We start from the raw sequence: 18,646 nt of genomic DNA, 5'->3' as shown, positions 1-18,646 counted from the left end.
GAGCAGGGGCCAGAAAAGTCAGGTTGCTTCTGTTGAAGACTCAGGTGGAGTGTCGGCCGTCATTGGCGCCTCCGATCTCGATGGACTCACTTTCGTGGTTGGACACACACAGGGCAATCGGTGTTCATGCTCATTTCGGCTATGACGTCGATCTGTCCTCAACATCCGGGATCCGCCTTTGACTGATTGCGCTGCCTGGTTGGGTCGCCTTCGGCGTGCCTTGGTTGCGAGTGTCTTGGGCATCGCTCTGTTCGCCACTCCTGTTGGAGCCGAAACAGGGTCGGTCGATGTGGTGTTTCGCTCGCCGAGCTGTACGTGTTGCCTCGATTGGATGCGGCACATGGCCAACGCTGGCTTCCCCTTGGAGGACCACGTCTCGGAGGACCTCGACGCGATCAAGGTTGCGTCAGGGATTCCATCGGAGCTGTCGTCGTGCCACACGGCGTTCATCGGTGGTTACGTCGTCGAAGGACACGTGCCCGCCCACACGGTTCAACGACTGTTGACTGAGCAACCAACGATCCAGGGCCTGACCGCACCTGGCATGCCTGTCGGTTCACCGGGAATGGAGATGGACGGAGTTCCCGCCGATCGCTACGACGTTTTGGCCATCGACTGGGATGGCCGCACTGAGGTCTTTGAGCACTTTGGGCCCGGTTCACCCTCGTCTTGAACCCACTCAGGAAGTGTCGAGTGCTTGCTGTTCGTTCTCCCCTCGTCAACAGCGTCGGAGCATCGATGGAACAGAAGAAATTGGAGAGTCCTTCGGCAGGTTTCCTGCGCCGTTGCTAACTCAATTTGATTGGGGACGGTCGTTGTGCCCTGAATTCATCCCCCGAAGCACGTCATGAAATTCACCCAGGCAATGGTTGGCTTGATTGCGATGGCGACCACAACACTTCAGCCGGTTCAATCCGCTGAAGCACCATCGGGTTACACCTACATGAACTCATCGGGTGCCACAAGCTATTTTGTTCGGAAAACTGTATCCCAGGGCAAGATACAGTTTATTAGTGTATTCGCATCTGATGGTGATGAGACGTCAACTTTTACGATGATCGTTGATTGCAAAACCAAGTTTATTGGCAGCGCAATGGATCAATTGGCAGCCAATGACCCCGCGGGTGTTGGTGTTGATTGGATCGAATTTGCATGCCAGGGCAAGTAGGCAATCAATCGGTCTTGTTTGGATTTTCCGACCGATTCATTGAAATATCCACATCAGTTAGTTCCTCACCTTGTCAGGTGATCGTTTGAGCAGCATCACAAGACCGGAACCCGTCAAAAACAGTGTGAGAAGCCCTAACAACAAAGGATAAGCCGGTTGAAGGTTGACCACACCAAATCGGCCTGTGTGGATCTTCAACAGCCAGAATGCATCGATACCCTGCTCAAGCAAGAGTGAATACAGCGATCCAGTCATAGCCGTTAACAACAGGGCTCCTGCGGCCAATGGGACCAACATGCGATGTAAACGTCGGGCTTGACGCTGTGGATGTGCTGTTGGCACGCTCAATTCTTGCGCAATTGTCGATGCAGCTCCCGTTCATCACGACAAGGCATCCAACGACCGTTATTGCGATGCACGTTGTCGCAGCCGATCTGTTGAGCACGCTCAAGTGCTTCCTGTTCCGTTGAATACAAGCCTTTCGGATGAGCCGTTGCAGGAGACCCGTTGAAGCCCATCGCGATCACAAGACCTAAAACAATGAATCTGTATGTCGACCGTTGCGTGATCAAAGTCCAGAACATGCTGAAACAACCTTGGCGTTGGTGAACGGATGCACATCCTTTGGTACGGCAGCCTCCCCAGTGCTGTTCATCCGCAACTGCTGTTCGACACAACGGTTGAAGCGATGATGTCGGACAGACTGAGGAACCAGCAGAACGGTAATCCCAATCAGAGAGAGCGTGCTCAGTGTTGCCAGCACCGGATAGGCATGGGCTCGCACCATCTCCCGGGGGGACAACGGTTGGTTGGAGTGATCGTTCACGGATGACTGGAGTGTGGAACCATTCTGAACGCACTGGTGTGCGCAAAAGCGAATTGTTGGTCGTGGTTTCAGGTCGGAGCCTTCATAATGATTTCAATGTTGATCCGTCCATGTCACGCGCAAGCCGTCTGATCAAACGTCTAGACAAGGTTTTGGCTGGGTATGAAAGTTTCGGGGACGAGCCTGAGCGTTTTGTCGATGCTGTTTTTTCGGAGCTTGATCAACAGCTCGATGCATTTCAACAAAAATCAAAGCCCAAGCTGGTGGCTGAAATTTATGTTGAACGCGACCGTGCTCGGATTAAACAAGCTGTGCTGAATCGGGTGATGGACCAGCAGTCCGATTGATCCAATCAGGTTGGTTCAGATCTAGACGCCACCGATCCGAGCCAGGGTTCCACCCAATACAGCTGCAATCAGCCCACAGGCCGCTGCTTGCAGAATCATTGTGTTTGGATCATGGATTTCCCATTGATCAATTCGTCTGCACGCGGAGTCATACGTGTCCAAATTGGACTCACAATCCTCCAAAAAGCGTTGAATGGCAGCTTCTGAACAGTCGAGGCGATGCAGCTTCGCCCTGAGACGGATGATTTCCAGCTGTGTCATCTCACCGACGCTGATCATGAGAGCGCCACTGTCCTAGCTGATCTTTGAGCCGATCGGTTGCCACGGGCGGTGGGTTCATCATCTGGGGAGGCTTTGACCCGCGAGTCCCATTGATGATGCAATCAAATTCAGACATTCTGCCAATCAAAATACATTGCTATCAGCTCAATCGGTTGCAATATATTTCGAGAAGCGTGTAGATTTGTGTTTACTTGCCATTTTTGCGCGTAGATATGTGTAGACAGTCTTTCTTTTTTGAAGATTAACCTGGGATTTTTCTTTCTTGGGTCATATTAGTCGCTCCGTGGGGCTTTGTTGTGCTGCCTAATCCTGAACCATCTCCGGAAATGACATATCAACAGGTTGATCAGGCTCTTCAAGTTGACTTCAAACAACCCGAAATGACTTCCGTGAGCAGCGGAGAGCAGTCGGATGACAGTTTGTTGCTCTCCAGCGAGCCAGCAAGTCCGTTGGTGGAAACATCATCATCAACGCCTGATGCTGATCAGCCCAGCATGGGAGAAGGAGACATCCTTGCCAATCTCCTGCGTCAATTATCCACGGGCTATGAAGCCATGAAAGGATTAAATCTCGAAGGTTTTACGCAGATTTATCCGGTATTTATCATGATCTTTGGGGCTGTCATGCTAGGCGTGATGCTGACTTCGGTGATCACGGTTATTCAGACTGTCAATAACTTTCCATTGGTTGGTGGCCTATTTCAAGGTCTTTTTGAGCTGGCCGGTTTAATCGTTTTCGTCCGTTTTGCCTCCACCAACTTATTGATGCAAAACAAGAGGGCTGAGCTATTTGCACGGATTGCAGTCTTGAAGAAAGAGTTGCTTGGTTCGACAGATTCGCAGTCCAAGACTGAGTCGTCATCGTGATCAATGAAGCCCAGGGTCTGATTTCTATTTTTCATGTGGGGCTTGTGACGCCGATTGAGCTGGCTGAGGCTGTTTTGCCTCAATTTTCACAATTTTTCTTCACAAAAGGACAATGAATTCCCGTCACTTGTGCGGTTCATTCCGCAACGGCTGTGATCTCATGGGCTGAGTGCAATTACTCATCTCATGCGTCATCTGTTGGCTTTGGCTCTCGGAGCCCTCCTTGCCCTGGTTGCTCCCTCAGCTGTGATGGCTGCGGACACCGCCCACGGGGCCCAGGTGTTCACCGCAAACTGTGCCGCCTGCCACATCGGGGGTGGCAACGTTGTTAATGGTCAGCGGACGCTGCAACAAGATGATCTCAAGGCCTATCTCGCCAATTACAACGATGGCCATGAGTCTGCCATTGCTTATCAGGTGACGAACGGCAAGAACGGGATGCCTGCTTTCGGGGCCAAGCTCAGTGCCGATGACATCTCTGATGTCGCCGCCTATGTCGAGTCCCAGTCCGTCAACGGTTGGGCCTGACCCTTTCTCTGACGATCTCCTCTGATCAGACCTCACGTGCCGGGATGCTTTGCATTCCGGCTTTTTTGTTGTGGCACGTCGAGCCACGTGGGTCGCGGTCCAATCGACACAGCTTCGGGATTCATCTGCAGCTATGGTGATATCAAGTCGTACCGGGTCTAATGCAGGTATTGATTGTTCTAACTCTCGGTCTCGTTAATCTTGCATTGATTGTTTATCTCGGTGAGAAGGCTTTTCGTTGGTTTAAGTCTCGTGATCGCTTGCATCGCCTTGTGAACAATCATCCTGAAATGGATGGCGTCCATCCAGATGAAGACAGTTTGTTTGTGTTTGAAAGCGACGATATTTTAAAGGCTCTTGTGCTCGGCAACGACAAGCCTGGTCGCAGTGAACCCTTTTATGCCTCAGAAGATGATGCCGACTGAGTCGATTGATTTATAATTAATTGCCTGGTTTGGGTTCCCATGGATGAATGGACCGATGAATTCATATCCCATGCGCAGCAGGAATTGATTTCGATGGTGAACGACTGGAGCTACGAATATGGTGTGAACGATCGCGCCTGTTCTGCCATGTTGTTGTGGATGATTCTGCGTTTGAATCCACAGGCCAAGATCGACGCGAATTGTCTCGATTCTTAGATGTTATCGGTAACAGTGCTCTCGCTTCATCCTAGACCTGCCACAGATCCATGCCCTAAGCCTTCAGTGTGATCCGTTCAGGGTCAGCATCCAGCCAGTGTTTGCCATCCCGACATGACACCAAAGGGGTTAATTGGATGCTCAGCGGCCGTCCAGATCCAATGTCGACGCGCATGCCGCTATAGGCATGTCTCCCCGCAGCGCCTTGCCAGTTTCGGTCAATGAACAGTTGGCTTTCGGCCACCACTTTGGCTTGGCCTTGATCGTCGTTCTCCATCAGCTTGCTTCCTTCACGACGCTGATCTCTCAATCCATAACCGCTGGCTCCGCAGATGACCCAGTTGAGGTGGCTGTCCGCATGTCCGGTGTCATGGGTGCGCAGCACTTCCATGCAATGGGCATGGCCGCTGAGGACAAGGTCCACGGGCTTCGCCTTGTTCCCGTCGTGCCGAATGGTTGAACACACTGCATCGAGAACACCACGCAAATGATGTCGAATTGCGGTTGTATCGCCCTGATTCCACTTTGTTTTTTCAGTCACGTAGGGGGGGTGGTGCATGGTCAGGATTCGGCCCCTGGATGCTGGATCCCGGTGTGATTCGATCAGGCCCTCTTTGAGCCACTCCAGTTGTTCATGGTCGACCACATCTTTATGTCTGAACTTGCGTTGAAGGTCGAAGCATTGTTCCTCAAGCGTCTCCAGTTCGTCTAACAAGTCATCGCGTTTCTCTTCCTCTAATCCGCTGCTTGCCAAGGCTTTGTACAACGCGGATTGACGTTGTTCCAGTGTCTTCAATGCATGGCGTCGGTCGCGTTGGTCCAGTGATGGGTCGTCGGTTGCGATCAAGGTGTTTGAATCCAGTGCAAACACGTCGACACCGGCATGTCGAAAGCGGTAGTAGCGATTGGGCAGACGTGTCGTGATTCCCGGTCGGTAGCGCATGCATCGATGCTCTCCCCAGCTCGCGTCGTAATGGGATGCGAGGTGATCCGTTAATTGAGCGGGGGGGATGTCGTTCAGAACATCCAGAAAGGCACGGGCATAGGTTTCCCCTTGTCCGGATCCACGCCACCCCGCATCGATGTCGTGGAACCACTGGAGATGGCGACGCAGTGGCAGTGTCAGGCCGGCCAGCAAAGCCACCGGGAGTGAGAGGTCGTAATAATCGTGATTCCCGGGAACGGGAAGAAAGGGTTGGTTGAAGACCAGCCCTTGATGGCTCATGGTGCTCCACGCGTCGCCGTTCTGGAGCCATTCCCGGTACGGCTTCAGAAAATTGTCGCGGTATTGATCCGCTGCTCCGACCAGATAAACCACATCTCCGGTGTGCAGCAGATAGGCGGCATCGTCTTTGTGGGCCAGCAGCCGTTCGGCGATGCGTCGGGGAGGGCTGTGGAAGCGATGACGTCCGGTGCCACTGTCTCCAAGAACGAGGAAGTGAAACGCTTCGTCCCGTTCCGATCGGTTGGTTTCGTGGTCCAGGACAAGCCGTGTCTGGTCAATACCCTGTTGGACCAGCTCCGGTTGTTTCCAACGCACGCGGGCCGCCATCTGGCTGATCTTGCGCTGGATCGATGGATCGCTTGCGAGGTTCAAGATTTCAGAGGGATTGGAGCAACAACCTGTAGGGCCCTTGGTTTGATCGTGACCGTGACCGATGTCGCGTCGAGAATCTCTCCGTCGATGACCAGTTTCTGTGTTTCGTCTAGTTCGATTTTGATCTGATTGGTTCGAAAGCAAGCCAGATCATTGTTATTGGCATTGCTGCTCATTGCAGCCGACCAAGCCAGGCTGGACAGGATTGAAAGTCCACTTATTGTGTCTTTTGGTGAGGCTACAATGACATCAAGCAAGCCATCATCGGGTATCACTTTGCCAAATCCCTGAGCCATGACAGATGTCGCAGGAGCAGCGTTGGCAATTGTAATTGCACAGGCATTGACGCTGTAATCTTTGCCCTCGACCTGTAAATCGGCTTTGAATGGTTTCTGGTCAACGATCTGCCTTGCCCCTGAGAAGATGTAGGCCATGGGCCCGAGAATATTTTTTAATTTTCGATTGGCTTTATCGACCATTCCTGCTTCAAAGCCAAGCCCAGCAAGCAGAATCATCGGTTGGTCGTTGCACAGGGCAACATCGACGCGTCTGAGATTGCCGAGGAGCAGATTCGTGCATGCTGCTTTTAATCCAGTGGGGATCCCAAGCGCCACTGAAAACGCATTGGCTGTTCCTCGGGGGATGATGCCAAGGGGGATGTCGGTCCCCTGAAGGGCACTTGCGACGGCACCAACCGTTCCATCACCGCCTGAGGCGATGATGATGGAATCTCCCTCTCCTTGGGCTTCAAAGGCCTTGATTTCCTTGATCAAATCCCGAGCCTGTTCTGCTGGGTCGAGCTCGGGACTTGTTTTCCAAATCTGGAGCATGAATTGCGGTTCCAGATACCGCCGGATTTCAGCTAATTCGATCTCAGGATCGCCTTGTCCAGAGACTGGATTAAAAATCAGATAGCCCCGTCGACTTCGCCGCACGCCGATCAGCAGTGCCGATGCCGTGGCTGGATTCAGAGCGATGGGCAGGTCGGAGAGCAGTGCTGCACGAACCAGTGGCTCGGACAGCACCGGGTTGGCTTTTCCTTCTGGCGGAGCAGGGAAATGAATGAGACCACTGGTTTCCCCATCGAGGATTTTGGCTGCCATTGCAATGTCTCCCCCTTGACGCAGGGGTCGACATGCGGTGATCGATAAGTGCTGTAAAGACTCCTGAATGGTCAATCGCTGCAGAACATCTTCGGCGATCAGCAGCGAAAACCCAGCCAGAATTTTGCTGTTGTTGCTGACCCAGGTCCCTAATGCAGAGCATGCATCTTGATCAGCATTGAGGATTAATGTTGAGGGCATCGATCGGTTGGCTGGGTTCTGATTGAGCGGTTGTCTTGTGGATCTTCGGCTTGGTCGAATCGGTCGTTTTAGGCCAATACTTTCAGGTTCAAAGTGCCTCGCTTGATCAGCCCGTGATCGCAAAAATTCAGCGTTGTATGCGCCAACAATGCGTCGTCGGGGCGAGGCATGACGTGATGTGATCTTGGCTCTTGTTTAGCAACTGTCTTGGGTCTGGGGACCGATCTCGGGGCATTGCCGTCCGATTCGGCTCAATGGGTCCTGCATCGGCATGGGCTGCCGATGGGGTCATGGGGAGAGCCACTGGGATTCCCCGACATCCACGGCAAGGATCCTCCGCCACTCGAGGCTTTGCGCATCCATCAGTGCGGGGTGACTGTCCCGCTTGTTGGGTTGGATCACTGTCATCAGGAGCTGCCGGCTGACGGGATCGAACTGCACGGGGGTGCCGCCTTTCATCGACCATGGAGCCAGAGGTTGCTGTTTCAGTGGTGTTCCTTCTCCATTGAGCAGCAGGATCGAGTGGATTCCGCGGTCGCCACTCCACTGCCCCAGCACCGCCCAGATGCGTTCCCCATTGCCGTCGCAGGCCACTCCGAGCACGGCTTGTTCACCGACCCAGAGCTGCCGTGGGGCCAGCCCTGGAATGACAAGTTCAATGGAACGCCGGTAATCGGGCCAGTGGCGAATCAGGACGGCGCGTCCCGATGCGGCGCAAAAGGCTCCCAGTTCACGATTGCCGGGGAGCGCCTGTGCAGGACGGCCGTTGTCCACCAGAGGGCGAAGGCTGAGGCTGTCGTACAAGGGCACAACCAGGCCGCCTCCGGAGGGAATCAGTTCCATCGGACCCGAGGAGACCTGGTTCAGTGACTGCCGTTGACCGTTGGCTTTAATCAGTTCAAGCCGTTCGCTGCCGGGGAAGAATCCCCCGGTTTGCAACAGCAGATCTCCATTGAGATTGCTGCTCAGGTGCCCAAACAGCACTTCCTTTTCAGCCAGTAACTCCAGCTGTTCCGGTTGTGGTGGTTGTAAGAGCTGCCGTTGTTGGGCCAGGCTCTGCCGTTTGAGATGTCGGAGCCAGATCTTTTCTCTGGCTTCGCCATCACTGCTCACCATGGCCACGCCTCGACCGTTGCCGATCGGCGTCAGTTTGGTGATCTGTTTCCAAACCGGGCTGAGTGGTCGCCAATGCCCGTCATGATCCAGCAATTGGAGCTGCTCCCCGCCCTCAACCTGCCGGGTCACCACCAGCCACGGACGGGGTTCCCACCACCAGGTCTGCGTCACCATCCGCTTTTGACGCAGGTCCTCACCAGCCAGCTCGAGCTGAACGGGTTCAGTGATGGCCTCACCGGGGTCCATCACCAACCGCAGGGGGTTATTGGTTCCGAGCCAGCGATGGCTCAAGGCGGGAACCACCCGACTGTCGGTGCTGACGCTGGTGTGGTCCATCGGCCGGCTGAACCGCAGATCCAGGGCGGCGCTGCCGGAGTGAATGGGTTGCTGGCTCAGTGCGGCAAGACGGGGGGGCTGCCGCAGCAGAATCTGCTGCTGAATCAGCACCAGCCCGGCTGAGAGTGCCAGCGCAAATGGGAGACGAGCGTTCAAGGCTCCAATGGCCGCTTGGGGCGGGGGATGGTTTTGATGGTTGTCGGCACCACAACAGCAATCCGCTCGCCGTTACGGGTTTCCGCTGCCATGGTCCCCTGAATCGCCAACCACTCGTTTGCTTTCGGTTGCGCGTCCGCCGGCCAGGCGACGGTCAGGCCTGACGGGGTGGCATCGGCCAGGCAGCAGCGGACGGTGAGTCGTGCGATCAAGGGAGGCCCATCGGGTTGTCTCCAGACGAAGCCACTGATGTTCAGAGGATTCCCGGCGACGAGATCGGGATCAGGCTGACTCCGCAGCAGTCGCACCCATTCGGTGAGGCTGCGCTGTTCCGGTGGCAACACAAAGGCCAGTTCCGGGGGCTCAGGCAGACCCTGGGGGCGATTGTTCGCGAGATCACTAAAAGATGGATTGGGTGGAATGAGTAGCACCAACCCAGCCAGCACACCGCTCGCCAGCCAGGGCCAACGGGGGGCGTCCCGCTGACGGCGATGGCGGATCATCAGCAGCAGGCCGGCCATGAGCAGAGCCAACCCAGCAGCCCCAACCAGCGTGTGAAACACGCCGCGCAGGAGCAGATCCAGCCGACCGCTGATCACACTCCACAGGACCATCCACCCCCAGAGGATCAACAGCAGACCTCGCGTCATCGCATCCCCCGCATCACAGTTGCCACAGGTTGACCCACTGGCCGATCAGCAACACGCCAAGGCTGGCAGCGACCGCTGTGATCGCAATGGCGCGGGGCCGCATCAAGACCGTGAACAATCCGGCCAATTTGAGGTCCACAACGGGTCCAAGTAGCAAAAAGGCCAACAGCGCTCCCGGCGTCACCTGCGCGGCGAAACCGAGGGCGAGAAAAGCATCAACGCTTGAGCACACCGACACCACGACGGCCAGCACCATCAGGGCCAGGATCGAGGCCGTCGGGGCACCACCGATGTTCAGCAACCAACTGCGGGGTAACCAGGTCTGGACCAGGGCGGCGATGATGCAGCCCAGCACGAGCAACGCCAGAAGATCCAGGAATTCACGACTGCTTTGATCGAGCACGTCGCGGGGCGATGGGCGCTGCGGTTTCTCCGGCATCACCGCTGGTAGAGGTTCACCAATCAAGCCGCTGCTGCGTTGGAGCAGGTCCAGGTTGCGGAGCGGTTGACTAAGGCGTCGTTCGCTCAACAATGCCGTTTCGAGAAGTTGTGCCTCGGGGAGTTGCACCAGCAGCAGACTCAGCAGAATCGCCAGCAAGAACGCTCCAAGAGGCCTGGCGACCAGGAGCCAGGGTTGGTCAGGAAACGCGGCCCAGGTGCTGGCGAGAACGATCGGATTGAGCACTGGTGCAGCGAACAGGAAGCCGAAGCCAGTGCCCAGTGGCGCTCCGCTGGCGAGCAGGCGTCGGGCGACCGGAACATTGCCGCATTCACAGGCCGGCAAGGCAAATCCCATCAGTGCACCGGTGATCGGAGCGAGTACTGGGTTGCTGGGCAGTCGACTGACCCAGGCGCTCTGAGGAACCAGCCAGCGCGCCAAGCCAGCGATCAGCACACCGAGCAGCAGAAACGGAATTGCTTCGAGTAACAGACCTTGAAAGATTGCCCAGGCAGTGGCTATCCGTTCCACGCCGTGCACGAATCAACAGTTTCGATCTTGTCAGCTCCATCGGCAATTGCAACGACAGATCGAGGGCGTTGAGGTTTTTGGGGCTGAGGGATGTCGCCCTGATGCCATTGAGATGGCGTCGTGATGGTTGGCAGGCTGCAGTCACGCTGAGATGTCAATGAAAGAACCAACGCCTCTTGGCTCGATTGCAGACGCAACCGAAGCCCCCATGGATTGGCTGTGCAAGAATGATAATCATTCTCGTATTTATTGGTCCGTAAAAGACGCATCTGGGTCTTTTTCGTTGTTTTGTGATCCAGAACAGCAGATTCAGTGAGTTGTCACTGCTAGAAACCGAGTGCTGATGACTCAAGGGGTTTCTGTGCGCGTAAACCTATTGTTTGCAGCATCTCTTGTTGCTCTCCAGCCACTTCTGGCCTCCTGTTCGACTGGAGAGAAGACCGCGTCAAATACAAATAACGGAGATGGGGCATCAACCGCAGGTGCATCCCAGTCGGCTGAGTGTCTAGCGGGAGAACGGCCCTTTTTTGGTGATACGCACCTGCATACCAGTGCATCACCGGATGCAGGAATGTTTGGCAATAAGCTCGATCGCGATACGGCCTACGAGTTCGCTCTGGGCAAGAAAGTCACGTCAAGCATTGGCGAGGATGTTCAGCTCCGACGGCCCCATGACTTCATCGTCGTTGCTGATCACGCTGAAAGTATTGGACTACAACAGGCGATTGATCGCTCCGATGAGGGCCTGATCGGCGATGAGTTCGGGAAGAGGCTCCATGATCTGGTGAAGGACGGAAAGGGTGTTGAGGCAGCCTCTGAATTTATTCGAGGTGTGGCATTGGGAACCTCGAAGAAATTACCTAAGGGCTTCTCTGAAAATGAATGGGGTGCCAACCTGGATAGTGCTGAGGCATACAACAAGCCTGGTGAATTCACGGCCCTGATCGGTTTCGAATGGACAAGCCAGCCGGGTGGCGGAAATCTGCACCGGGTTGTGATCCTCCGGGACGGCAAAGATCGTGCTGAGCAGGTCACGCCCTTCTCGGCCTACGACTCCGAAGATGTGGAGGATCTGTGGACCTTTATGGATGGTTATGAGAACAAAACCGGAGGTCGCGCCCTAGCGATTCCGCATAACGGAAACCTCTCCAGCGGCACGATGTTCCTGCCGCGTCATCAGGAGACCAATCAGCCCATCGATGCTGATTACGCCCGCCGCAGGCAGAAGCGGGAACCTCTGTTTGAAATCACACAGATCAAAGGCCACAGCGAGGCCCATCCTCTGCTGTCTCCAAACGATGAATTCGCCGATTTCTGGTTGTTGGATAATTCCAATCTTGGCGCCTTTAAGGCTCCGACCAAAGAGATGATGAAATATGAATATGTGCGTCCCGGCCTTCGTCGTGGCCTGGAATTACAGGATCAACTCGATGGGGTGAATCCATTTAAGTTTGGTGTGATTGGCGCCACGGATAGCCACACGTCTTTGGTGACAACGGATGAAAATGCTTTCTTCGGAAAAGCCTTCACGTCTGAGCCTTCCAAGGATCGCTGGAAGAAGCATCTTCTGAAGTCAGCAACGGACAAGTCCTTGGATATGTACAACTACCAGATTGGCTCGTCGGGCCTTGCTGGTGTTTGGGCCTCGGAAAATACCCGAGAAGGGTTGTTCGATGCCATGGAGCGTAAGGAGGTGTTTGGCACAACAGGAACCCTCCTTTCTGTTCAAATGTATGGGGGCTTTGACTTCGACGGTACTGAATTATCTGCTAATAATTGGGCAAAGGCCGCTTGCCTTAAGGGCGTTCCGATGGGTGGAGATCTCACTCAGGCGCCAGACGGCAAGGCGCCTACGTTCCAGATCAAGGCTCGTCGAGATCCTGATGGAGCCAATCTTGATCGCATTCAGATCGTCAAAGGTTGGCTGAAGGCCGATGGCACGACGGATGAAAAAATCTATAACGTGACCTGGTCGGATCCCGACAAGAGAACCTTGGCTGATGATGGTTCCATTCCCCCTGTTGGAAATACAGTCGACGAGACAGAAGCCACTTATAAGAACAACATCGGAGCAGCATCACTGAGTGGATCTTGGACAGATCCTGACTTCGACCCCACTCAGAGATCGTTTTATTACGTCCGAGTCTTGGAGATTCCAACTCCGACCTGGTTGGCTTTTGACCGTAAGAGATTCGATAACTTCGCAGAAATGCCGAAGGACTTGCCCTACAGCCATCAAGAACGGGCGTTCTCCAGTCCCGTCTGGTATAACCCGTCTTAATTGCTGTGTGAGATGGACGGAGGTCGCTCTCCGTCCCAGTCATTCCAATGGGAAAGCTTCAGCATTTACGAACATGGCTGCGTGAGCCTGTTGTTCAATTTTTATTGATTGGTGCGAGTCTGTTTGTTGTTCATGCTGTGTTGAGGCCAGCACAGAAGTCAATAACGTCTGAAATTGTGATTACGGATGATCAGGCTGTGGGCATGGTCAGCCAATTCTCCCGCACCTGGCAGCGTCCTCCCTCACAAAGCGAATTGCAGGCGCTGATTGACGATGAGGTGCGTACGGAGCTCTATGTCCGCGAAGCCATGAAGCTTGGTCTTGATCAGAACGACACGTTGATCAGGCGGCGTCTTCGTCAAAAGATGGAGTTCTTGAATGAGAGTGAATTCCTCAACAAGGCCCCGTCTGATTCAGACCTCGAGAATTATTTTGCAACCCATCCTGACCAATACCGCACCGATGCAGTTGTGTCGTTTCGGCATGTTTTTTTCGATCCGCAACAACGTGGTGAGTCCCTGGGCCTTGATGTGCAGGACGCACTTCGTCGGTTGACGAATCCAGGCGATGGGGCCGACCAAGAAGGCCTTGGTGACCCTATTGATCTTGCTGACAATTGGTCAGACACCAGCCGCAAGGAGCTTGTTGCTTTGTTCGGCTCCACCTTCACCGAGGCTCTGCTCGAGCAGGCCCAAGGCCGTTGGACCGGGCCGATCGAATCGGCCTATGGACAGCATTTGGTTCGGGTGGACTCGGTTTCGAAGGGGGTGATCCCCGAGCTTGATGACATTCGTGCAGAGGTCAGCCGCGACTGGGGTCAGGCACAACTTCGCCGGCACCAAGACGATGCCTACCAACGCTTGTTGAACAGGTACACAGTGCGTCGACCAGAGCTGACACCGTGATTCGTCGACTCCTGCCGCTGCTGCTTTGCTTCGGTCTGCTCTGGCCCTGTGTGGTGTTGGGCCATGAGTTGATGCCGGGCTATCTCGAACTCGAGGAGACAGCCCAGAACGTCTATCACGTGATCTGGAAGTTGCCCCTGCAGCGTGGGGCAAGGTTGCCTCTGGCTCCCCGATTCCCTGACGACTGTGCGTTGGAGGGCAACCTGGAAGCGCGACTGGAACGCCGCGCCCTGGTGTACGGAGCCCAACTCACCTGTGAGGCATCTCTGCAGGGACGCGTTGTCAGTATTGATGGCTTGCGAGCTGTGGGGACGGAGGTTCTGCTGCGCGTGACCTCCCTGAACGCGTCAGGGACGGAAACGATTCTGATCCAACCGGAGAAGGGCCAGGCCTTGATCGGTGCGGTCGATGGTGATGCGCAACAGACCAGCGCCTTCACGTACCTACGACTGGGCATCGAGCACATTCTGCTCGGTGTGGATCACTTGATGTTTGTGCTGGCCTTGCTGCTGATCGTCCGTGATGGATGGACGTTGTTCAAGACGATTACCGCCTTCACAGTGGCCAACAGCGTCACGTTGTCGGTGGCGGCGATCGGGGTGATGCGCGTCCCCACGCCTCCTCTCAATGCGGCCATCGCGCTCTCGATTCTGTTTATGGCGGTTGAGGTTGTTCGCAGCTGGCGGGGTCAGACCAGCTTCACCATTCGCCGGCCCTGGGTGGTCGCGTTCGGGTTTGGATTGATCCACGGCTTTGGTTATGCCAGTGGTCTCGCAGAGTTGGGATTACCCCGTGGCGAGTTGTTGCTGGCTCTGTTGCTGTTCAACATCGGCATCGAAATCGGTCAGGACGTCTTTGTGTTTTTGGTTCTTGCTCTCAAGCGTTCCTTTCGTCAGCTTGAGATTCACTGGCCCCAGTGGGCCGTTCGTTTGCCCGGTTATGCCGTGGGTGTAGCGGGTGCCTTCTGGACTTTTGAACACACCACCGCTCTGTTTCTGCCTGGAGGTTGATGATGTCCCGCCGAATGGTCCTGCTGCTGGTTTTGCTGTTCATGTTGGCTCCTTCCGCTGGGGCCCATGTTGAAAGTGGCGGTGCAGGCAGCTTGTTGTCCGGCTTGCTGCATCCGGTCACCGGCCTGGATCACGTTGTGGCGATGGTTGCCGTCGGGTTGTGGGGCGCTGTGCTGGCAGCGCCGGCCATCTGGGTGTTGCCGGTGGCGTTTCCGATGGTGATGGCTCTGGGTGGCCTGATTGGATTGCTGGGACTGCCTCTCCCCGGAGTGGAAGTTGGGATCGCGATTTCAGGCATGGTGCTGGGCCTGCTGGTGGCGCTGGAGCGCCGTCTCCCCCTCTCTGTGGCGTTGGCCCTCGTCGGCGTGTTCGCCTTGTTCCACGGTTATGCCCACGGCCGAGAACTACCGGATGGAGCGAATGCCCTCCTGTTCAGCCTGGCGTTTGTCTTCGCCACCGGACTGCTGCATCTGGTGGGCATCCTGTTGGGTGAGCTGCGTCAATGGCCCGTCGGCCGCCGATTGGTGCAGGTGATTGGCGCTGCGATCACTATCAGTGGTGTCTGGTTTCTGCTGCAGGTCTGACCGATGACGCCAGTGTTTGCCCACCTCATGGAAACCGGTTTCGGTGGCTTCTATGACGGCATCGCCCATCTGTTGATCACGCCGGCGGATCTTCTGCTTGTCCTGGGCCTTTCGCTGCTGTCTGGTCAGCAGGGTCCGGCGGGGGGGCGCGTGCTGCTTCTGGTGCTTCCCTTGTGTTGGTTGCTCGGCGGCGGTCTTGGTCAGATGTTGGCCCTTGGGGATTCCCTGGACATCGCGAGCATTCTCTGGTTCACGTTGATTGGATGCCTGGTGGCACTGCAGTGTCACCTCCAACCACGCCGGCTGGCCGTTTTGTCCGCCATCAGCGGTCTGCTGTTTGGCCTTGGCAACGGCAGCACCATGCCCCTCGATGGCCCCCTGTCGCTTGATCTGCTCGGAGTTGTCAGTGCTCTCTCCGTTCTCGCTGCACTGGTGAGTGCTCAGACCTCAGTCAGTCGCCGTGAGTGGATCCGCATCTCTCTCCGCGTGGTTGGAAGTTGGATCGCCGCGGCAGGTTTGCTCACATTGGGTCTGCAGTTCCGAGGCTGAACGGTTGTGCTGACTTGATAGGTGGTAGCGCCTCACCACCGACCCAATGGCGTCTCAAAGCGATGGTCCGAAACGCGTCTTCGGACAGATAGCCCTCTAGCAATCCAAGCTTCAGCTCCTTGAGATCGGCCGATGCGCCAACGGACGATTTGCGGTGCTGTAAGGGCTGGGATCGCAGCCATTCGACATCGCCAAGCTTGTCGCTAACAGCGACCGATGTGGTCACTGTCTGAACACGAAAGATGCGTCTGTTTTGCGTTCAACAACGGGGCGATGGCATGGATGACTTAAGAATCCTGATCAAGTGTTTTGGTGATCGCCAAGGTGATTGCTCCTGAGCATTCAAAATTGATCTCAACATCAGTTCTCTATGGAACCGTCCCCCATGTTGAGCGAGCAGCTTGGCCGATGGTTGCAGGCTGGTCTGATTGATGCCGATGTTGCTGAAGCGATTCAGCAATGGGAAGATTCCCAGCCCAATCAGTCCAAGCCTGCATCGGTGCCTCATCTGGCTGTGCCGATCCGTTTGTCAATCCTTCTGGGTTCACTGCTGTTCGCTTCTGGCTTGATGCTCTTTGTTTCCGCACACTGGGATCTGATGGCACCGCCTTTGCGGGTCAGCCTGCTTCTGTTGATCGTGATCACATTGCACGCGGGTGGCGCCTGGTTAACCGAGCGTTTTCAGCTGATGGCAATTGGATTGCACGCGGTTGGCTCGGTGGCCTTTGGTGCGGGGGTGTTTCTTTGCGCTCAGATTTTTCATCTCGATGTTCTCTGGTCGTTCCGTTGGGGGCTATTGCTCTGGTCTTTTGGAGCTGCAGCCGGGTGGCTTTTGTTGCGGCAGTGGCCCCAGCTGGCCTTGCTTTCCATGCTGTTGCCCGGATGGATCAGCGTCAGGGTTTTTGATCTGGTTGAACGATTTTCGGCTTTGAATGCCAACGATTGGCTGCAGGTTCCTTTTGCTGCAGGAGCGCTTCTGACCGCGTTGACGTATTTCACAGCGCCCCATCGTGTGCCATTGACCCCCGCTCGGTCGGTGTTGATGTGGATCGGTGGTCTCGCCTTGGTGCCATCAGCAGTGACTTGGGCTGTGGTGGCGACGGGATTGGATTCGCCTGCTCTGGGACAACCACTTTGGTTGTCCTTGGTGGTCTGGGGTGTGGTGTTGGGTGGGCCGATTTTGCTTGGTTGGTGGCTGCGTCCCCAACGCTTCTGGCCACTTGCCGGGGCAGCGATCTGGATGATCCTCGATTTAGTGATTCAGATTCCTGGATTCAATGGGCTTAGTTTTTTGTGGTGGGGGGTCGGGTCTGTGGGCTTGATGGTTTGGGGAGCTGCTGAAGCCCGCGCAGAGCGTGTCAACCTCGGCACCGTTCTGCTAGCTATCACATTGATTGGCTTCTATTTCACCGAGGTGATCGGTCGTTTTGATCGATCGCTCACCCTGTTGGGCCTTGGCTTGTTCTTCTTTATTGGTGGCTGGGGATTGAACAGATTGCGACAAGCTCTGCTTCCAAACCCTTCTGCACGTCTGACGCAACCATCTCATGAATAGTCGCGTTCGCTGGAGTCCAGCGCTGCTGCTGGCTGGAGTTCAAGCCATGCTGTTGCTGTCAACGGGGTTGCTGTTTTGGCTCGAACGGCAGACAAGCCCTCGCGCCTGGGTTGCGACGCAACCAGTGGATCCCAACTTGCCGATCCGTGGCCGATATATCACCTTAAAGATGGTGGTTCCTTTTTTGTCCGATCAGTCGGATGGTTTGTCTAGATCAGACCTCGTCGGAACCTGGCAAGACGTGAACCTTTCCGTTGTGGATCATCGGCTGCTGGCAAAGCAGGCGGTTCAAACAAGATCGAACAACTTTGCTGGAGAACTTCGACTTGAGCAGGGAACACTTGTCATCATTCCGGGTCCAGAATTAGCCTTTTTTATTCCATCAGATGTCGACGACCCGTCCATTCGTCCGGATGGCAACACCCTTTGGGTTGAGGTGACACTGCCGGGTTCTGGAGCACCGCGACCGATCCAACTCGGCCTCGAACAAAATGGTCAGATTGAGCCCTTGGCGTTGCGATGACGTCAGCACGAATTCTCTGTGTTTGTTCTGTTCTTCGTGCAGCGGGAGCGTTGCATCGCCGCTGTGGCCTGTGCCGATCGCGTTGTGCTTTGTTTCGCGCCGGTTGGTTTAGCGGTCTGTCGACCTGGTTGCTGATGCCACTTAGCTCTCAGTTGCAGGATCAGGTCTGAGGGACTTGTCCCTGAGTTGTCCCTGGAATTTTGTGCAACTGGGAATGTTCATGAGCAACTCGCGATAATAAGGTGAGTTGACAGAGTTCGCCCTTTAGAGGAATCCATGGAGGCATCAAGGTTCTTGTCTCAGTGTTCAGCTGCTATGCAAAAGGGCTTGGTTGGAGCCTTTGTGGTCGGCTCGCTGCTTTCGGTGATTCAGCCGGTTCAGGCTCACGGCGATATCAAAGGGGATGCTGCGATGCCGGACACCAGAAGGGCGACGGGGCCGCAGATGACGGT

At 55.4% G+C, this 18,646-nt stretch carries 22 protein-coding genes; 14 read left to right on the top strand and 8 right to left on the bottom strand.

All coding sequences use genetic code 11. The features are described 5' to 3' along the window. Positions 1 to 199 precede the first annotated feature (199 nt). Together ACGVKB_RS12305 and ACGVKB_RS12300 are read left to right on the top strand one after the other, a co-directional pair. Positions 200 to 673 (top strand): DUF411 domain-containing protein, encoded by a 474-nt coding sequence (locus ACGVKB_RS12305; protein WP_392352024.1) that lies wholly within the window; start codon positions 200 to 202, stop codon positions 671 to 673. 174 nt (positions 674 to 847) lie between these two features. Beyond that, the gene (locus ACGVKB_RS12300; RefSeq protein ID WP_392352023.1) at positions 848 to 1,168 is read left to right on the top strand and encodes a hypothetical protein; all 321 of its coding nucleotides are present in this window, start codon (positions 848 to 850) and stop codon (positions 1,166 to 1,168) included. A gap of 57 nt (positions 1,169 to 1,225) precedes the next feature. On the opposite strand, the gene ACGVKB_RS12295 is transcribed toward ACGVKB_RS12300, so the two are convergent. From ACGVKB_RS12295 to ACGVKB_RS12285, 3 genes are read right to left on the bottom strand one after another with little or no spacing between them, the layout of a single operon-like run. After that, positions 1,226 to 1,465, bottom strand: a complete 240-nt coding sequence (locus ACGVKB_RS12295) for a hypothetical protein (RefSeq protein ID WP_392352022.1) — start codon at positions 1,463 to 1,465, stop codon at positions 1,226 to 1,228. 47 nt (positions 1,466 to 1,512) lie between these two features. Then, positions 1,513 to 1,686, bottom strand: coding sequence for a gibberellin regulated-like protein (locus ACGVKB_RS12290; protein WP_392352021.1), 174 nt, complete (start codon positions 1,684 to 1,686; stop codon positions 1,513 to 1,515). Positions 1,687 to 1,736: 50 nt separating this feature from the next. After that, positions 1,737 to 1,994 (bottom strand): hypothetical protein, encoded by a 258-nt coding sequence (locus ACGVKB_RS12285; protein WP_392352020.1) that lies wholly within the window; start codon positions 1,992 to 1,994, stop codon positions 1,737 to 1,739. A gap of 2 nt (positions 1,995 to 1,996) precedes the next feature. On the opposite strand from ACGVKB_RS12285, the gene ACGVKB_RS12280 reads away from it, so the two are divergent. The 5 genes from ACGVKB_RS12280 to ACGVKB_RS12260 all read left to right on the top strand — a co-directional run bounded on the left by ACGVKB_RS12280 (position 1,997) and on the right by ACGVKB_RS12260 (position 4,658). Next, entirely contained in the window at positions 1,997 to 2,341 is a 345-nt protein-coding gene (locus ACGVKB_RS12280) for a hypothetical protein (protein WP_392352019.1), read from the top strand. A gap of 578 nt (positions 2,342 to 2,919) precedes the next feature. Then, positions 2,920 to 3,489 (top strand): CAAD domain-containing protein, encoded by a 570-nt coding sequence (locus ACGVKB_RS12275; RefSeq protein ID WP_392352018.1) that lies wholly within the window; start codon positions 2,920 to 2,922, stop codon positions 3,487 to 3,489. Positions 3,490 to 3,675: 186 nt separating this feature from the next. Further along, on the top strand, positions 3,676 to 4,017 hold the full coding sequence (locus ACGVKB_RS12270; protein WP_392352017.1) for a c-type cytochrome: 342 nt from the start codon (positions 3,676 to 3,678) through the stop codon (positions 4,015 to 4,017). A 161-nt stretch (positions 4,018 to 4,178) separates the two neighbouring features. Beyond that, a complete protein-coding gene (locus tag ACGVKB_RS12265) occupies positions 4,179 to 4,442 on the top strand; it encodes a hypothetical protein (protein WP_392352016.1) in 264 nt (87 codons plus the stop codon). Between the two features lie 39 nt (positions 4,443 to 4,481). After that, the gene (locus ACGVKB_RS12260) at positions 4,482 to 4,658 is read left to right on the top strand and encodes a hypothetical protein (protein WP_392352015.1); all 177 of its coding nucleotides are present in this window, start codon (positions 4,482 to 4,484) and stop codon (positions 4,656 to 4,658) included. A gap of 55 nt (positions 4,659 to 4,713) precedes the next feature. Here the strand turns inward: ACGVKB_RS12260 and ACGVKB_RS12255 are convergent, their stop codons facing one another. The 5 genes from ACGVKB_RS12255 to ACGVKB_RS12235 all read right to left on the bottom strand — a co-directional run bounded on the left by ACGVKB_RS12255 (position 4,714) and on the right by ACGVKB_RS12235 (position 10,787). Next, the gene (locus ACGVKB_RS12255; protein ID WP_392352014.1) at positions 4,714 to 6,255 is read right to left on the bottom strand and encodes a metallophosphoesterase family protein; all 1,542 of its coding nucleotides are present in this window, start codon (positions 6,253 to 6,255) and stop codon (positions 4,714 to 4,716) included. Beyond that, the gene (locus ACGVKB_RS12250) at positions 6,252 to 7,433 is read right to left on the bottom strand and encodes a YegS/Rv2252/BmrU family lipid kinase (RefSeq protein WP_392352013.1); all 1,182 of its coding nucleotides are present in this window, start codon (positions 7,431 to 7,433) and stop codon (positions 6,252 to 6,254) included. The genes ACGVKB_RS12255 and ACGVKB_RS12250 overlap by 4 nt, the downstream gene beginning before the upstream one ends. 414 nt (positions 7,434 to 7,847) lie before the next feature. Then, a complete protein-coding gene (locus ACGVKB_RS12245; RefSeq protein WP_392352012.1) occupies positions 7,848 to 9,167 on the bottom strand; it encodes a hypothetical protein in 1,320 nt (439 codons plus the stop codon). After that, positions 9,164 to 9,817, bottom strand: a complete 654-nt coding sequence (locus tag ACGVKB_RS12240) for a TIGR03943 family putative permease subunit (protein ID WP_392352011.1) — start codon at positions 9,815 to 9,817, stop codon at positions 9,164 to 9,166. Before ACGVKB_RS12240 ends, ACGVKB_RS12245 begins: the two co-directional genes overlap by 4 nt. A gap of 13 nt (positions 9,818 to 9,830) precedes the next feature. Then, complete coding sequence (locus ACGVKB_RS12235; protein ID WP_392352010.1) at positions 9,831 to 10,787, bottom strand: permease; 957 nt, start codon at positions 10,785 to 10,787, stop codon at positions 9,831 to 9,833. A 343-nt stretch (positions 10,788 to 11,130) separates the two neighbouring features. Between ACGVKB_RS12235 and ACGVKB_RS12230 the strand changes: the two genes are divergently transcribed. The 7 genes from ACGVKB_RS12230 to ACGVKB_RS12200 all read left to right on the top strand — a co-directional run bounded on the left by ACGVKB_RS12230 (position 11,131) and on the right by ACGVKB_RS12200 (position 18,194). After that, positions 11,131 to 13,068, top strand: a complete 1,938-nt coding sequence (locus ACGVKB_RS12230) for a DUF3604 domain-containing protein (RefSeq protein ID WP_392352009.1) — start codon at positions 11,131 to 11,133, stop codon at positions 13,066 to 13,068. A 203-nt stretch (positions 13,069 to 13,271) separates the two neighbouring features. Beyond that, positions 13,272 to 13,973 carry a peptidyl-prolyl cis-trans isomerase gene (locus ACGVKB_RS12225; protein ID WP_392352008.1) on the top strand — a complete coding sequence of 234 codons (702 nt, stop codon included), beginning with the start codon at positions 13,272 to 13,274 and terminating at the stop codon, positions 13,971 to 13,973. Beyond that, on the top strand, positions 13,970 to 14,983 hold the full coding sequence (locus tag ACGVKB_RS12220) for a HupE/UreJ family protein (protein ID WP_392352007.1): 1,014 nt from the start codon (positions 13,970 to 13,972) through the stop codon (positions 14,981 to 14,983). Before ACGVKB_RS12225 ends, ACGVKB_RS12220 begins: the two co-directional genes overlap by 4 nt. Before the next feature lie 2 nt (positions 14,984 to 14,985). After that, positions 14,986 to 15,567: a HupE/UreJ family protein gene (locus ACGVKB_RS12215; RefSeq protein ID WP_392352006.1), complete on the top strand. Its 582-nt coding sequence runs from the start codon at positions 14,986 to 14,988 to the stop codon at positions 15,565 to 15,567. 3 nt (positions 15,568 to 15,570) lie between these two features. Beyond that, positions 15,571 to 16,116, top strand: a complete 546-nt coding sequence (locus ACGVKB_RS12210) for a HupE/UreJ family protein (protein ID WP_392352005.1) — start codon at positions 15,571 to 15,573, stop codon at positions 16,114 to 16,116. A 385-nt stretch (positions 16,117 to 16,501) separates the two neighbouring features. Then, on the top strand, positions 16,502 to 17,671 hold the full coding sequence (locus ACGVKB_RS12205; RefSeq protein WP_392352004.1) for a DUF2157 domain-containing protein: 1,170 nt from the start codon (positions 16,502 to 16,504) through the stop codon (positions 17,669 to 17,671). Positions 17,672 to 17,717: 46 nt separating this feature from the next. After that, positions 17,718 to 18,194 carry a hypothetical protein gene (locus ACGVKB_RS12200; RefSeq protein WP_392352003.1) on the top strand — a complete coding sequence of 159 codons (477 nt, stop codon included), beginning with the start codon at positions 17,718 to 17,720 and terminating at the stop codon, positions 18,192 to 18,194. The last annotated feature ends 452 nt before the right edge of the window (positions 18,195 to 18,646 follow it).

The organism is Parasynechococcus sp., from assembly GCF_042954325.1.
Classification (GTDB): Bacteria; Cyanobacteriota; Cyanobacteriia; order PCC-6307; family Cyanobiaceae; genus Parasynechococcus.
This window is presented reverse-complemented; position numbering and strand designations above follow the sequence as displayed.